Annotated in this window: 15 protein-coding genes; 9 read left to right on the forward strand and 6 right to left on the reverse strand. The window is 67.6% G+C overall.

Annotated features, from left to right (window positions below):
* Positions 1-182: 182 nt before the first annotated feature.
* The 4 genes from cysG (at position 183) to murU (ending at position 4,548) form a co-directional block, all read left to right on the forward strand.
* A complete protein-coding gene (cysG, locus tag ACVWZN_RS07245; RefSeq protein ID WP_456953223.1) occupies positions 183-1,643 on the forward strand; it encodes a siroheme synthase CysG in 1,461 nt (486 codons plus the stop codon).
* Positions 1,644-1,747: 104 nt separating this feature from the next.
* Positions 1,748-2,722, forward strand: a complete 975-nt coding sequence (cysK, locus tag ACVWZN_RS07250) for a cysteine synthase A (protein WP_456953224.1) — start codon at positions 1,748-1,750, stop codon at positions 2,720-2,722.
* 120 nt (positions 2,723-2,842) lie between these two features.
* Complete coding sequence (locus tag ACVWZN_RS07255; protein ID WP_456953225.1) at positions 2,843-3,844, forward strand: aminoglycoside phosphotransferase family protein; 1,002 nt, start codon at positions 2,843-2,845, stop codon at positions 3,842-3,844.
* Complete coding sequence (gene murU / locus ACVWZN_RS07260) at positions 3,841-4,548, forward strand: N-acetylmuramate alpha-1-phosphate uridylyltransferase MurU (RefSeq protein WP_456953226.1); 708 nt, start codon at positions 3,841-3,843, stop codon at positions 4,546-4,548. The genes ACVWZN_RS07255 and murU overlap by 4 nt, the downstream gene beginning before the upstream one ends.
* Positions 4,549-4,551: 3 nt before the next feature.
* On the opposite strand, the gene ACVWZN_RS07265 is transcribed toward murU, so the two are convergent.
* Genes ACVWZN_RS07265 through ACVWZN_RS07280 form a run of 4 tightly spaced genes read right to left on the reverse strand, consistent with a single transcriptional unit; the run spans position 4,552 to position 7,870 of the window.
* Positions 4,552-4,965, reverse strand: a complete 414-nt coding sequence (locus tag ACVWZN_RS07265; protein ID WP_456953227.1) for a hypothetical protein — start codon at positions 4,963-4,965, stop codon at positions 4,552-4,554.
* Positions 4,966-4,983: 18 nt separating this feature from the next.
* Positions 4,984-5,712: a DnaA regulatory inactivator Hda gene (gene hda, locus ACVWZN_RS07270; protein WP_456953228.1), complete on the reverse strand. Its 729-nt coding sequence runs from the start codon at positions 5,710-5,712 to the stop codon at positions 4,984-4,986.
* A complete protein-coding gene (locus tag ACVWZN_RS07275) occupies positions 5,712-6,851 on the reverse strand; it encodes an AI-2E family transporter (RefSeq protein ID WP_456953229.1) in 1,140 nt (379 codons plus the stop codon). The genes hda and ACVWZN_RS07275 overlap by 1 nt, the downstream gene beginning before the upstream one ends.
* The gene (locus ACVWZN_RS07280; protein WP_456953230.1) at positions 6,851-7,870 is read right to left on the reverse strand and encodes a DUF2066 domain-containing protein; all 1,020 of its coding nucleotides are present in this window, start codon (positions 7,868-7,870) and stop codon (positions 6,851-6,853) included. Before ACVWZN_RS07280 ends, ACVWZN_RS07275 begins: the two co-directional genes overlap by 1 nt.
* A gap of 183 nt (positions 7,871-8,053) precedes the next feature.
* Here ACVWZN_RS07280 and purM point away from each other — a divergent pair, with 183 nt between their 5' ends.
* Genes purM through ACVWZN_RS07305 form a run of 5 tightly spaced genes read left to right on the forward strand, consistent with a single transcriptional unit; the run spans position 8,054 to position 11,767 of the window.
* On the forward strand, positions 8,054-9,103 hold the full coding sequence (purM, locus tag ACVWZN_RS07285; RefSeq protein WP_456953231.1) for a phosphoribosylformylglycinamidine cyclo-ligase: 1,050 nt from the start codon (positions 8,054-8,056) through the stop codon (positions 9,101-9,103).
* Between the two features lie 22 nt (positions 9,104-9,125).
* Positions 9,126-9,731: a DUF2238 domain-containing protein gene (locus tag ACVWZN_RS07290; protein WP_456953232.1), complete on the forward strand. Its 606-nt coding sequence runs from the start codon at positions 9,126-9,128 to the stop codon at positions 9,729-9,731.
* Positions 9,731-10,390 carry a phosphoribosylglycinamide formyltransferase gene (gene purN, locus ACVWZN_RS07295; protein WP_456953233.1) on the forward strand — a complete coding sequence of 220 codons (660 nt, stop codon included), beginning with the start codon at positions 9,731-9,733 and terminating at the stop codon, positions 10,388-10,390. The genes ACVWZN_RS07290 and purN overlap by 1 nt, the downstream gene beginning before the upstream one ends.
* The gene (locus tag ACVWZN_RS07300; protein WP_456953234.1) at positions 10,387-11,091 is read left to right on the forward strand and encodes a DUF3108 domain-containing protein; all 705 of its coding nucleotides are present in this window, start codon (positions 10,387-10,389) and stop codon (positions 11,089-11,091) included. The genes purN and ACVWZN_RS07300 overlap by 4 nt, the downstream gene beginning before the upstream one ends.
* A 4-nt stretch (positions 11,092-11,095) precedes the next feature.
* Positions 11,096-11,767: a DUF3108 domain-containing protein gene (locus ACVWZN_RS07305; protein ID WP_456953235.1), complete on the forward strand. Its 672-nt coding sequence runs from the start codon at positions 11,096-11,098 to the stop codon at positions 11,765-11,767.
* A 71-nt stretch (positions 11,768-11,838) separates the two neighbouring features.
* Here the strand turns inward: ACVWZN_RS07305 and murA are convergent, their stop codons facing one another.
* Positions 11,839-13,095: a UDP-N-acetylglucosamine 1-carboxyvinyltransferase gene (murA, locus tag ACVWZN_RS07310; protein WP_456953236.1), complete on the reverse strand. Its 1,257-nt coding sequence runs from the start codon at positions 13,093-13,095 to the stop codon at positions 11,839-11,841.
* Between the two features lie 38 nt (positions 13,096-13,133).
* The gene (locus ACVWZN_RS07315) at positions 13,134-13,373 is read right to left on the reverse strand and encodes a BolA family protein (protein ID WP_027083363.1); all 240 of its coding nucleotides are present in this window, start codon (positions 13,371-13,373) and stop codon (positions 13,134-13,136) included.
* Positions 13,374-13,438: the final 65 nt, after the last annotated feature.

A 13,438-nucleotide genomic window follows, 5' to 3' on the forward strand; every position in this document is an offset into this window, starting at 1 on the left:
GCGGCAGGCGGGTCGTTTCGTATTCATCGCTCAATCCGGATAGAACGATGCCTACGCTAGCGGGCGATCGGCCGCGTGTCCAGTCGCTCATGCCCCAGCGGAATGACGGCGTGGCGAGCGGTCATTTCTGCCGGCCTCGGGCGCGGCCTACGGTGCGGTCATTCGCTCGCCGGAAGATCACCGTGTCCGCAACACCCGGTTCCACGCCGCTGTTCCCGCTGTTCCTCGACCTGCGCGGCCGACGCGTCGTCGTGGTGGGCGGAGGCGTGGTCGCGCGTCGAAAGGTCGCGGCGTTGCTCGACGCCGGCGCGGATGTGGTCGTCGGCGCTCCGGATCTGATCGAGGCGTTGCACGCGCTGGCCGACGCAGGGCGCATCACGCACGTCCGTGGCACGTTCGATCCCGCATGGCTCGACGATGCGTGGCTGGTCGTCGCGGCAACGGACGACGCGACCGTCAATCGCGAAGTCGCCGCCGCGGCCGCTGCCCGCCGCATCTGGGCGAACGTCGTCGACGATGCGGAACTCTCGACCGTGCAGGTGCCGGCCCGCGTCGAGCGCGGACCGCTGCAGGTCGCGATCTCCAGCGGTGGCGGCGCGCCGATGCTGGCGCGGCATCTGCGCGAAACACTCGAAGCGCAGCTCGACGAAAGCTGGTCGTCCCTTGCGGTGCTGCTCACCCGATATCGCCGCGTGATCCGTGCTCGTTTTCCCGACACCGGCGCACGACGCGCGTTCTTCGACCGTGTGATCGCCGGCGAAATCGCCGACCTGCTGCGCGCCGGCCGCGATCGCGATGCGCGCGACGTGCTGCGCTCGTTGCTTGCCGACACCCCGACTCAGCGCCGCGGCCGCGTCATCCTCGTCGGCGCAGGCCCCGGCGATGCGGGACTGCTGACGCTGCGCGCTCTGCGCGTGCTCGCACAGGCCGACGTCGTGCTGCATGACCGGCTGGTCGGCGCCGACGTCCTCGCGCGCGTCCGCCGCGACGCCGAACTCATCGACGTCGGCAAGCACGCCACTGGAACGAATGCGACGACCGTGCACGACGACACGCAGTCGCGCATCCACGCACTGATGGTCGAACACGCGAAGGCGGGTCGCACGGTCGTGCGACTCAAAGGCGGCGACCCGTTCGTGTTCGGACGCGGCGGCGAGGAACTTGAAGCACTCGCAGCGCAAGGGATCGATTTCGAGGTCGTGCCCGGTGTCACCGCGGCCCTCGCCTGCGCCGCCTATGCCGGCATTCCGCTCACCCATCGCGACCACGCGCAGTCGCTGCACGTCGTCACCGCGCATGCGAAGGATGGTGGCGACGAACCGGACTGGGCTGTGCTCGCCAAGCCAAGACAGACGCTCGCGATCTACATGGGCGTCGCTGCGTCGATGCGTATATCGGCCAGCCTCATCGCGCATGGACTTCCAGCGGCCACGCCGATCGCCATCGTCGAGAACGGATCGCGCCCCACGCAGCGCGTCGTCACCGGCATGCTCGATTGCCTCGGCGCGCTCGTCGACATGCACGCAGTGAAATCGCCCGCGCTGCTCATCGTCGGCGACGTCGCGGCGCTCGCGACAACGCTGCACTGGTTCGGCGCCCCGCCGCTCGGCGAAGCATCGACGCGGCTGCAGGCGGCCGCATGAGCCGCTGTCGCCGCGCCGGCCGCTGAAACGCGGCATTCGACCAGCGGCACGCCACGCGAAGCACGCGGGCGGCACCCTACTCCATCCCCACACGACCCCGAGCCATGGCCCTCTACGACAGCATTCTCGACACCGTTGGCAGCACGCCGATCGTGCGCCTCAACCGCATCGCGCCGAAGAACGTCGCGCTGTACGCGAAGGTCGAATCGTTCAATCCCGGCGGCTCGGTGAAAGACCGGCTTGCGCTGGCGATCGTGCTCGACGCCGAACAGCGCGGGCTGATCAAGCCGGGCGACACCATCGTCGAAGCGACATCCGGCAATACCGGCATCGCGCTGGCGATGGTCGCGGCAGCGCGCGGCTACAAGTTCGTCGCGGTGATGTCCGACTCGTTCTCGATCGAACGCCGCAAGCTCATGCGCGTGTATGGCGCGAAAGTCATCCTGACGCCCGCCGCCGAGCGCGGCACCGGCATGGTGCGCAAGGCGAAGGAACTCGCCGAGAAGCACGGCTGGTTCCTCGCGCGCCAGTTCGAGAACGAGGCGAACCCGGCCTACCACCGCAACACCACCGGCCCGGAAATCCTGCGCGACTTCGCCGGCAAGCGGCTGGATTACTTCGTCACCGGCTGGGGCACCGGCGGCACCATGACCGGCGCGGGCCAGGTGCTGAAGCTCGCGCGTCCTGGCATCAAGGTCATTGCCGCCGAACCCGCGGGCGCCGCGCTGCTGTCCGGCGATCAATGGCAGCCGCACAAGATCCAGGGCTGGACGCCAGACTTCATTCCGGACGTGCTCGACCGCTCGATCGCCGACGACATCCTCAAGATCGACGACACCCTGGCGCGCGACACGGCGCGTCGCCTCGCGGCCGAAGAAGGCATCTTCGTCGGCATCTCCGCGGGTGCGACGGCCGCAGCCGCGCTGCGCGTCGCCGAATCGGCGCCCGAAGGCTCCGTCATCCTCACGATGCTGCCCGACACCGGCGAGCGCTACCTGTCGACCATCCTGTTCGAAGGCGTGGCGGAAGGCTCGGACGACGAGTGGCTGGCCTCGGTCGGCGACACCAGCCTGCCCTGATCGATCGAACGACGGCCGCCGGAAACACCGAGCGGCCGTCGCGATTTCCGCAGCGGCCGTTCAACGCGCCGCCCGTGCCGGCTACCCTGTCGGCCGCGGCCGTTGCCGCGCGGAGAACGCATGACGTCCAGCAGCAACCCGGCGCGCGAACAGGCGCGCCTCGACTGGGCCCGGTCCGCGACCGGGCATGACCACATCGATCTGGTCGCGGCATCGGCCGACGCCGGCTTCCGCAGTTACTGGCGCACGGTGGGCGAATCGCCAACGCGCATCGTCATGGACTCGCCGCCCGACAAGGAAGACGTGCGGCCTTGGCTTGCGTTGCGCGACGTGCTCGAAGCCGGTGGCGTGCGCGTGCCGCGCGTGCTGTCGCGCGACGTCGACAATGGTTTCCTTCTGCTCGAAGACCTCGGCGCGCAGACCTACCTTCACGTCATCGCCGAGACGAACGCCGACGAGCTGTTCGACGACGCAGTGACGCAGCTGCTCAAGCTGCAGGCCATCACGCCACCCGCCGACCTTCCGCATTACGACGAAGCGTTGCTTGCGCGCGAGCTGCGCTTGTTCGACGAATGGTTCCTGACGCGTCACCTCGGCCATGAACTCGACTGCGACGACCTCGAGAACCTCGACGCCGCCTATCGCGTGCTGATCGACGCGGCGCTCGCGCAGCCGAAAGTGCTGGTGCATCGCGACTACATGCCACGCAACCTGATGCCGACCGACGAAGGCAACGGCCCTGCAGTGCTGGATTTCCAGGACGCGGTGGTCGGCCCGATCGCCTACGACGCGCTAAGCCTGTTCAAGGATGCGTTCCTGAGCTGGCCCGAAGCGCGTGTCGATGGCTGGCTCGTCGACTACCACCGTCGCGCGTCCGAGGCGGGCCTCCAGGTGCCAGCGTTCGAGCGTTTCCGTCGCGACGCCGACCTGATCGGCGTGCAGCGTCACCTGAAAGTGCTCGGTATCTTCGCGCGGCTGAATCACCGCGATCACAAACCGAAGTACCTCGAAGACGCGCCGCGCTTCGTCGCGTATCTCGATGGCGTGTTGCCGCGTTATCCGGAACTCGCGCCGCTTGCGCGCGTGATCGAACGCCGCGTGCGTCCGCACTTCGCCGCATGAAGGCGCTCGTCCTTGCAGCAGGTCTCGGCGAACGCATGCGTCCGCTCACGCTGACGACACCCAAGCCGCTGCTCGAAGTCGGCGGCAAGTCGCTGATCGCATGGCATCTGGAAAAACTCGCGGCGATCGGTGTCGACGAAGTCATCGTCAATACGAGCTGGCTCGCAGAGAAATTCCCGGATGCGCTCGGCGACGGCAGCCGGTGGGGGCTGCGCATCCGCTGCATCGACGAAGGCCCGGTGCCGCTGGAAACCGGCGGCGGCATGTGGAATGCGCTGACTGACCTGTCACCGAACGGCGAGCCCTTCATCGTCGTCAACGGCGACATCTGGACCGACTACGACTTCGCATGCTTGCCGCACGATCCCGACGGGCTCGCGCATCTCGTGCTGGTCGACAACCCCGCACACAACGACGCTGGCGACTTCGCGCTCGACGGCCGGATGGTGCGCGACGAGGGCGTGCCGCGCTACACGTTCTCGGGCGTTGGCGTGTATCGACGCGGCCTGTTCGACGACTGGCGTTCCATCATCGGCGACATGCCGGGCGCTGCAGAAAAACCGCCGCGCTTCAAACTCGCGCCGCTGCTCCGCGCGGCAATGCGCGTCGACAAGGTGACCGGCGAACATCATCGCGGCGCATGGACGGATGTCGGAACGCCGGAGCGATTGCAACAACTCGACGCATCGCTGCGCGCAGACTGACGATCAAAGCGCGAGCAGTTCGGTCAGAGATGCGTGCAGGCCGGTAGCCTCGGCACTCAGAAAGGTATCGACGGCACGCGCGATCGGCGGCCATTCGCGGCCATCGAACAGGCGCACGAACAGGAACAGCGAATCCACGCTGCCGTGCTGCGCTTCCGGTGGCACGGTCCAGCGGCCCGGCTCCTGCTCGCGCAGCACTTCGCCAGCGTAACTGCCGAACGCGTAAAGCGACTTGTTGATCGCCTCCAGCGGCGCACCGGCCTCGCGCCATTCGGCGAGCACGCGGTCGACATGCGCGAGCGACGCAACGGAATAGTCCAAGCGAATGCCGTAGACGCTCTGCATATTGCGCACGGCGTCCTCCGCGTAGTCGCGGACGGTTTCAGGCGCGGGAGCGATATCGAGGCGCAGCGTCATGGCACGTCCGTCGTGGCGTCAGTCGCCTGATCGTACGTCCGATTCGCGGCCGAGAACCTCGCGGAGGAACGGAACTGTGAGCCGGCGCTGGGCGGCGAGCGCGGCGCGGTCGAGGCGGTCGAACAACTGCGTCAGGCTGCCGAGGTCACGGCCGACACGGCGCATCAGCCAGTCGAGGGCGGCCTCGTCGACGACAAGGCCGCGGCGTTGCGCACGCTGCCGCAGCACTTCGCGGCGTGACTCGTCATCGAGCGGCGTCAGCGCGATGCCGATGCACTGTCCGAGGCGCGAGCGCAGATCGGGCAGTACCAACGCGAGCGCATCGGGACGTGCCGTCGCGGCATAGACGACGCGTGCGCCGTTGGCACGTGCGCGATTGTGGAAATCGAACAGCGCGACTTCGTCGTCGCGATTTCCTGCGATGGCATCGAGATCGTCGAGTGCGAGGAGATCCATACCTTCGAACGCCTGCAAGGCATCGCTCAATCGACCGGCGGCGGTCGCGAGCGAGAGATATGCCGGACGCTGCGCATCCGCCAGCGCCTGCGCGCAGCTTCCGAGCAGCAGATGCGTCTTGCCGCAGCCTACGGGACCGCTGACGAAGACCCAATCGTTCGACTCGCCCGATGCGCAGGCCGTCAGCAGCGCAATCGCGCCGTCAGGCGGCGCAACAAACGTTTCGAGCCGCTGATCCGGCGGCGACCGCAGCGCCAGCGGCAGCTGCGGCACGTGACGCGACGTGGCCATCAGGGCGCGCCGGATTCCGGTGCCGATCCGTCCACGATGATCACCGGCGCCGTCTCCGCGCCATAGAGCCTGCTCGCGCGGTAGCGCTCCTGCGCATAGCGCAGCAGCACGTTGGCGACTGCCGCGACAGGCAACGCCAGCAGCATCCCGAGGAACCCGAACAGCTGGCCGCCCGCGATCACCGAGAAGATCACCGCCATCGGATGAAGGCCGATGCGATTGCCGACGAGTTTCGGCGTCAGCCAATAGCTTTCGATGACCTGGCCGACCGCGAAGACCACCAGCACGCCACCAAAATGCTGCCAGTCGCCGAACTGCACCAGCGCGGCGATGCCGCCCAGCGTCAGCAGGCTGACCGGGCCCATGAAGGGAACGAACGTCAGCATGCCCGCGACCATGCCGATCAGGATGCCGAGGTCGAGGCCGATGATCTCCAGCCCTACCGCGTACATCACACCGAGGATCAGCATCACCAGGAATTGGCCGCGCAGGAAACCGCCGAGCACGGCGTCCGACTCACGCGCAAGACGCGATACCACGGCGAGATGTCGCGGCGGCACCAGAGATGCGCAGCGGGCGACAAGCGCATCCCAGTCGCGCAGGAAGAAGAACGCGAGCACCGGCACCAGCACCGCGTTCGCGATGATGCCAAGCAGCATCGAACCGGAGCGCGTGACGTAACCGAGCACGGTCGCCGCGATGCCGCCCGCGCTCTGCCAGTGCTCGCGCACCAGCTGCGTGAGATAGCCGACGTCGAGGTAGTGGCCGACGTCGATCCGCGTATGCGCCTCGAACCATGGCACGGCCGTCGTACCGATCCACGCGCTGTAAGCGGGCAGCGACGCGATTAGCGTGAACAGCTGGCGCTGCAGTATCGGCAGCACGAGCACCAGCACGAGCACGAACAGCAGCGTCATCACGCTGAAGACGATGCCGACCGCGGCGCCACGTGACATGCCACGCGCTTCGAGCCGATCAGCGACGGGATCGCCGAGCCAACCCAGCAGCGCCGCGATGACGAACGGCGTCAGCACCGGCGCGAGCAACCCGAGCAACCACAGCGCCGCAACCACGACCGCGGCCCACTGAAGGCGACGCAGGAACCGCGCGATCTCCTCCAGCGGCGGGGCGTGCTCCATCAGCGCAGGTGGAACGTCGTCGCGTTGTCGTCGCCGTCGTCGACCGCTTCGACCACGCCGTCACGCGAGGCCATGCGGGAGAACCCGGCGACACCGCTCACGAGTTCGAGCTCGTAGACGAGACCCTCGGGCGTTGCGCGGACGGGCGTCGCGCGCTTCACCACCGCATTCCGCTCGAGGTAGGCCGCGAGGCGGATGAAGTCGTCGGTGCTGTTCACGCCGGTAAACGTGATCGTGTACGTGCCCGGCGGGCCGAGCGCCTTGCCCGGTCGCGCGTACTTGCGGATCAGCGCGTCGGCCGCGATGTCCGCGCCGCCCGACATCGCACGCCGCGCGTCGCGGTCGTACGTCGCCGACTTCGCGAGCTGCTTGCCGTTGTCGAGGAAGGTCCATTCGGCCTGCCAACCACCCGCGACCGTGCGGTACAGCTTGCCGATCAGCTGCATCGGCGGCGCGTACTTCGACGATGCACGCGCGATCGCCGCGCTGTCACCACGCCAGATCGAGCCGACCAGCGCCTGCTCCGCCGCACTGCCGGACGGCAGGCCGAGCGCATAACCGCGCTGCTTGGCGCGATCCAGCACCGGTCGCGCCGCGTTGCTCTTGTCGAGGCCGACCAGGCGCGGGCCCGAGCCGTCGTCGATCGCCAGCCACAGCACCGGCTTGGGACGCGGCTGCGGCCACATCGGCAGGCCGAGGGTCGCGATCGCTTCTTCGACCTTCTTGCCGTCGTACTGGACGATGAGCGTCGTGTTGAACGTCGGCGCTCCCGTCGGGCCGATGCCCTCGTCCTGGCGATAGTCGTAATGGTCGACGTAGGCCTTGGCGTTGCGCAGTTCGTCGCCGACGCCGGGGCGCTGGTTGACCGCGCGGTCGCCGGTCATTCGCTGCAGGACCTGCAACAGGCCGCGGGCGAAGCCGCTATTGCGCTGCGCGTCACCCTGGTTGGTGACGACGACTTCGGCGGCGTAGGCGCCCGCGGCCTGCGCGCGATCGCCCTCCACGCGTTGCGCCAGCACGGCGGTGCTGAACGCGAAAAGGAGAAGAGCAGTAAAGAGTCGGTGCGTGCGCGCCATCGCCGGCCCGGAGGTCGTGGACTGGCCGGACATGGTGCCGGAGCGCCGCCGGCACGTCCACGCTGGCCGGTCGAGGGCGCGGCCGCTGGTAGAATCGCGGGCTTCCCCGACGCCTCCGAGACCGCCGTGTCCCAGTCGAACGACGCCACTGGCCGCCCCCCGCTCACCTACCGGGAGGCGGGCGTCGATATCGACGCCGGCAACGAGCTCGTCGAGCGCATCAAGCCGCTGGTAAAGCGCTCCTTCCGCCCCGAGGTGATGGGCGGGCTCGGCGGCTTTGGCGCGATGTTCAACCTGGCGGGCAAGTACAAGGAGCCGGTGCTGGTCTCCGGCACCGACGGCGTCGGCACGAAGCTCAAGCTCGCCCAGCAACTCAACCGGCACGACACGATCGGCATCGACCTGGTCGCGATGTGCGTGAACGACGTGCTGGTGCAGGGCGCCGAGCCGCTGTTCTTCCTCGACTATTTCGCCACCGGCAAGCTCGACGTCGAAACGACCGTCGCGGTCGTCGGCGGCATCGCGCGCGGCTGCGAACTCTCCGGCTGCGCGCTGATCGGCGGCGAGACCGCCGAGATGCCCGACATGTACCCGCCGGGCGAATACGACCTCGCCGGTTTCTGCGTTGCCGGCGTCGAGAAGGCCAAGATCATCGACGGCTCGAAGGTGCGCGAAGGCGACGTGCTGATCGGCATCGCATCGTCCGGTCCACATTCGAACGGTTACTCGCTCGTGCGGCGCATCTATGACCGCGCGGGTCGCCCGGCGGATCTCGACGTCGGCGGCGTCAAGCTCGTCGATGCGCTGATGGCGCCCACGCAGCTCTACGTCAAACCCATCCTCGAACTGCTCACCGCGCACGACCTGCACGCGATGGCGCATATCACCGGTGGTGGGCTCAGCGAAAACATCATCCGCGTGATCCCGGACGGCCTCGGCGTGCACGTCGACGCCAGCGCGATCGTGCTTCCACCTGTGTTCGACTGGCTCAAGCGCGAAGGCGCCGTCGCCGACGAAGAAATGTGGCGCACGTTCAACTGCGGCGTCGGCTTCGTGCTGGTGGTTGCACCGAACGATGTCGCCGCGGTGTCGGGCGATCTGCAGCGTCTCGGCCTTGCGCATCGTGCGATCGGACAGGTCGTGAAGGCGGACGGTGAGCGCGTACGCATCGGTTGATGTTGCACTGCCGGCGGCGGGCATGGCGGCATCGCGTCGGATCGCTCTCGCCGCAGTCGTCGTCCTTTTCGCGGCGACCTGGATCCGGCCGATCTGGCCCGTCGAACAGGCGCTGCATAGTTCACTGACGGTCGTCGCGTTGGGCTTGCTGTACACGTACGCGCGGCGCGGAACGACACGCAACAGCGACTTCATTCTCCTCTGCGTGTTTCTGGCGCTGCACTGCGTCGCGTCGCGCTGGCTATATTCGAACGTTCCGTACGGCGAATGGTGTCAGCGACTGCTCGGCCTATCGCCGCAGGCGCTATTCGGCTGGCATCGCAATCATTTCGATCGATTGGTGCACTTCGCATACGGCGCCTGCCTGACGCCGGCCTTCGCGCACAGCCTTGCACTTCGCTACCCGCTCTCGCGTCGCCAAGGGTTCGCGTTGGCGCTTCTGCTGATCATGGCGAGCAGCCTTGTCTACGAGTGGATCGAATGGGCCGTCGCGTTGACGATGTCCCCGCATGACGCCGAGGCGTACAACGGCCAGCAGGGCGACATGTGGGATGCGCACGCGGACATGCTGATGGCGACCGTCGGTGCGGTCGTGCAAGGCCCATGGCTTGTGCGGAGTCGAACGTGATGCGACTGGCGGTTCTCGCCTCCGGCCGCGGCAGCAATCTCCAGGCGATCCTCGATGCGATCGGCGACGGCGCGTTGGATGCGCGCGTGGTTGGTGTGTTTTCCGATCGGCGAACCGCGAAGGCGCTCGATCGTGCGCGCGCTGCGGGCATCGAAGCAGTCGCGATTTCACCGTCGAAGTTCGAAACGCGCGAAGCGTTCGACGTCGCACTCTTCGCCGCGATCGCCGCCGTTCAGCCCGACCTCATCGTCTGCGCCGGATACATGCGCCTGCTGGGCGCCGCCCAGGTCGAGGCATGGCACGGCCGCATGATCAATATCCACCCTTCGTTGCTGCCGCTGTACAAGGGCCTGCGCACGCATGACCAGGCGCTTGCGGCCGGTGCGCCGGAGCACGGCTGCAGCGTGCATTTCGTTACTGCCGAGCTCGATGGCGGGCCGGTAATCGCACAAGCGACGGTGCCAGTCCTACCGGCTGACGATGCCGAAGCGCTGAGCGCACGCGTGCTCGATCGCGAACACCCGCTTCTGATCGCTACGCTGCAGCTGTTCGCGGCGCGTCGTCTCCGCCTCCACGGCGCATCCGTAGAGTTCGACGGTCGTCCGCTGCAGCGCCCGCTGCGATTAGCGGGTATGGATCTTCGGGAGATCGACGCATGAGCCGCTTGATCGCAGTCGTCATCGCCATCGCATCGCTGGCCGCTGCGCTTCCTGCGCAAGCGATGCAGCCGTTCCATGCGACCTACGACGTCTACCGCGGCGGCCGCGACCTCGGCGTCGCGACGCTGCAGGTCGTGCCCGACGGCAACCACTGGCGCGTCGACCTGGTGATGGACGGCAAGGGCCTGATCGGGCTTGCCGGCCTCAATGCGCAGCAGAGCACCGTCTTCGACGAGGTGAACGGGGCCTATCGCCCGCTCTCGCAAAGCACGCTGCGGAAGATGCTGTTCACGCGCAAGCAGACGACCGGTGTCTACGATTGGGCCTCGCAACGTGCGGTCTGGACGGGCGACGTGAAGAAGACCCGCCAGGCGCCGGTGGCGCTGCAGGCGGGTGACATGAGCGGACTTCTGATCAACCTTGCAGTGATCCGGGACGCACAACCGGGCCAGATGCTGCAGTATCGGTACGTTGACAGCGGTCGTGCGCGCCTTCAGCGCTACGCGGTGGCGACGCAGCCGGACGACATCAGCGTCGGGGAATTGCAGTACAGCGCGTTGCGCGTCGACCGCGTGCAGTCGGGCGACGAGCAGACCTCCATCTGGGTCGCGGAAGGCGTTCCGACGCCGATCCGCATCCTTCAGCGTGAAAACGGCGAGGACACGTATGACCTGCGCCTCATCGAATACAAGGGAGCCTGACCACATGACGAAGACGTTCCTCCGCGGCGCCGTGCTGGCCGCTTCGCTTGCCCTCGCCGCCCTGCCCGCCTTCGCGACGCAGCCCTTCAGCGCGCCCTACCAGGCGAACTACATGGGCATGAACGCCACCGGTCGCATGGCGATCGAATCGGCGGGCAACGGCCAGTGGCGCTACACGCTCGAGATCCGCAACCAGCTGGCCGACCTCGTGCAGACCACGGTGTTCGACGAGGACGGCGGCGTGCTGCGTCCGCTGTCCGGCAGCGACACCAACAAGCTGCTGATCAAGAAGTCCAGCAAGAGGGCCACGTACGACTGGGCCAAGGGCGTCGCGACGTGGTCCGGCGACGTCAAGCCCGATCGCGCTGGCCCGGTGAAGCTGCAGAAGGGTGACCTCGATGCGCTGCTGGTGAACATCGCGATCGCGCGTGACGCGGTGGCCGGCAAGCCGCTGCACTATCGACTGGTCGAAAACGGCAAGGCGCGCGACCTCTCCTATGCGATCGCGGGCAAGGAAGCGATCACGGTCAACGGCAAGTCGCAGCAGGCCACGAAGGTCGTGAGCACGTCGGGCGACAAGAAGACGACGATCTGGGTCGTCGCCGGCGTGCCGGTGCCGGTGCGCATCATGCAGGCCAACGGCAACGACACGATCGACCTGCGTATCGCGCAGTAAACGCCCGCGGTTTGTTGCAAAGAAAAAGCCCCGCTTCGGCGGGGCTTTTTCGTGTCCGGCGATGCAGCCCGTCAGCTGATGCGCGAGATCTTCGCCCCGACACCGGACAGCTTCTGCTCGATGTTTTCGTAGCCGCGATCCAGGTGGTAGATGCGGTCGATGATCGTCTCGCCATCGGCGACGAGGCCGGCAAGGATCAGCGATGCGGACGCGCGAAGATCGGTCGCCATCACCGGCGCACCGCTCAGGCGCGGCACGCCGCGCACCACGGCGGTATGCCCGTCGACATGGATGTCCGCCCCGAGGCGCACCAGCTCGTTGACGTGCATGAAACGGTTTTCGAAGATGTTTTCGTTGATCACCGCCACGCCGTCCGCGATGCAGTTGAGCGCCATGAATTGCGCCTGCATGTCGGTCGGGAAACCCGGGTGTGGCGCCGTGGTGATGTTCACGGGGCGCGGGCGGCGGCCCTTCATGTCGAGAGTGATGCGGTCGCCATCGCAGTCGAGCTCCGCGCCCGCTTCCTTCAGCTTGTCGAGCACGGCATCCATGGTGTCGGGACGCGTATGGGTGAGCGTCACGCGGCCGCCTGTCATCGCCGCGGCGACGAGGAACGTGCCGGCTTCGATGCGATCGGCGACGACCGTGTGTTCGCAGCTGTGCAGACGCTCGACGCCTTCGACCACGATACGACCGGTGCCAGCGCCGGTGATCTTCGCGCCCATCGCGATCAGGAAGTCCGCGAGGTCCACGATCTCGGGCTCCATCGCCGCGTTCTCAAGCACGGTGCGACCTTCGGCCAGCGTCGCCGCCATCAGCACGTTCTCGGTCGCGCCGACGCTGACGATGTCGAATACATGGCGCGCGCCGACGAGCTTGTCCATGCGCGCCTTGATGAAGCCGTTCTCGACGCTGATCTGCGCACCGAGCGTCTGCAGGCCCTTGATGTGCAGGTCGACCGGACGCGAACCGATGGCGCAGCCGCCGGGCAGCGAGACTTCCGCGTGGCCGTAGCGCGCCAGCAGCGGCCCGAGCACCAGCACCGAGGCGCGCATCGTCTTGACCAGCTCGTAGGGCGCGACCTGGCTGTGCACGGTGGTCGGATCGACCGTCACCACGCCGGGGCCGATGTCGCCGACGCGCGCACCGAGTTCGGCGAGCAGCCGCGCGGTGGTGTGCACGTCGTGCAGGTGCGGCACGTTGCGCAGCGTGACCGGGCCGTCGGCGAGCAGCGTCGCGCAGAGGATCGGCAGGACGGCGTTCTTGGCACCGGAAATACGGACTTCGCCGTTCAGCGGCGCGCCGCCTTCGACAACGATCTTCTGCATGGATGGGGTCTGGAAAGGAGTGGGAGGGCCGCGGGGGCTCAGCCGGCGTTGCCGGCTTCCTCGGGGGTCACGGTCTTGAGCTGCAGGGCGTGGATCTCGCCGCCCATGCGGTCGCCGAGCGTGGCGTAGACCATGCGGTGGCGCGCCAGCGGCAGCTTGCCGCGGAAGGCATCGCTGACGACGGTAGCTTCGAAATGCACGCCGTCGTCGCCGCGGACGTCGGCGCGAGCGCCGGGCAGGCCCTGCTCGATGAGGTGGCGGATGGTGTCGGGGTTCACGGGAGGCCTTCGGAAACGACGCGGGCGGCGGCCCCACGGGCGCGGGCCGCCTGAACCGCTTAAAC

It is taken from the genome of Lysobacter sp. HA35 (assembly GCF_054061195.1).

Bases quoted from the DNA above. Each gene is read 5' to 3' on its own strand.
- cysK (WP_456953224.1), top strand. From the start codon at position 1,748: ATGGCCCTCTACGACAGCATTCTCGACACCGTTGGCAGCACGCCGATC.
- ACVWZN_RS07255 (WP_456953225.1), top strand. From the start codon at position 2,843: ATGACGTCCAGCAGCAACCCGGCGCGCGAACAGGCGCGCCTCGACTGG.
- murU (WP_456953226.1), top strand. From the start codon at position 3,841: ATGAAGGCGCTCGTCCTTGCAGCAGGTCTCGGCGAACGCATGCGTCCG.
- ACVWZN_RS07265 (WP_456953227.1), bottom strand. From the start codon at position 4,965: ATGACGCTGCGCCTCGATATCGCTCCCGCGCCTGAAACCGTCCGCGAC.
- hda (WP_456953228.1), bottom strand. From the start codon at position 5,712: ATGGCCACGTCGCGTCACGTGCCGCAGCTGCCGCTGGCGCTGCGGTCG.
- ACVWZN_RS07275 (WP_456953229.1), bottom strand. From the start codon at position 6,851: ATGGAGCACGCCCCGCCGCTGGAGGAGATCGCGCGGTTCCTGCGTCGC.
- ACVWZN_RS07290 (WP_456953232.1), top strand. From the start codon at position 9,126: ATGGCGGCATCGCGTCGGATCGCTCTCGCCGCAGTCGTCGTCCTTTTC.
- purN (WP_456953233.1), top strand. From the start codon at position 9,731: ATGCGACTGGCGGTTCTCGCCTCCGGCCGCGGCAGCAATCTCCAGGCG.
- ACVWZN_RS07300 (WP_456953234.1), top strand. From the start codon at position 10,387: ATGAGCCGCTTGATCGCAGTCGTCATCGCCATCGCATCGCTGGCCGCT.
- ACVWZN_RS07305 (WP_456953235.1), top strand. From the start codon at position 11,096: ATGACGAAGACGTTCCTCCGCGGCGCCGTGCTGGCCGCTTCGCTTGCC.
- murA (WP_456953236.1), bottom strand. From the start codon at position 13,095: ATGCAGAAGATCGTTGTCGAAGGCGGCGCGCCGCTGAACGGCGAAGTC.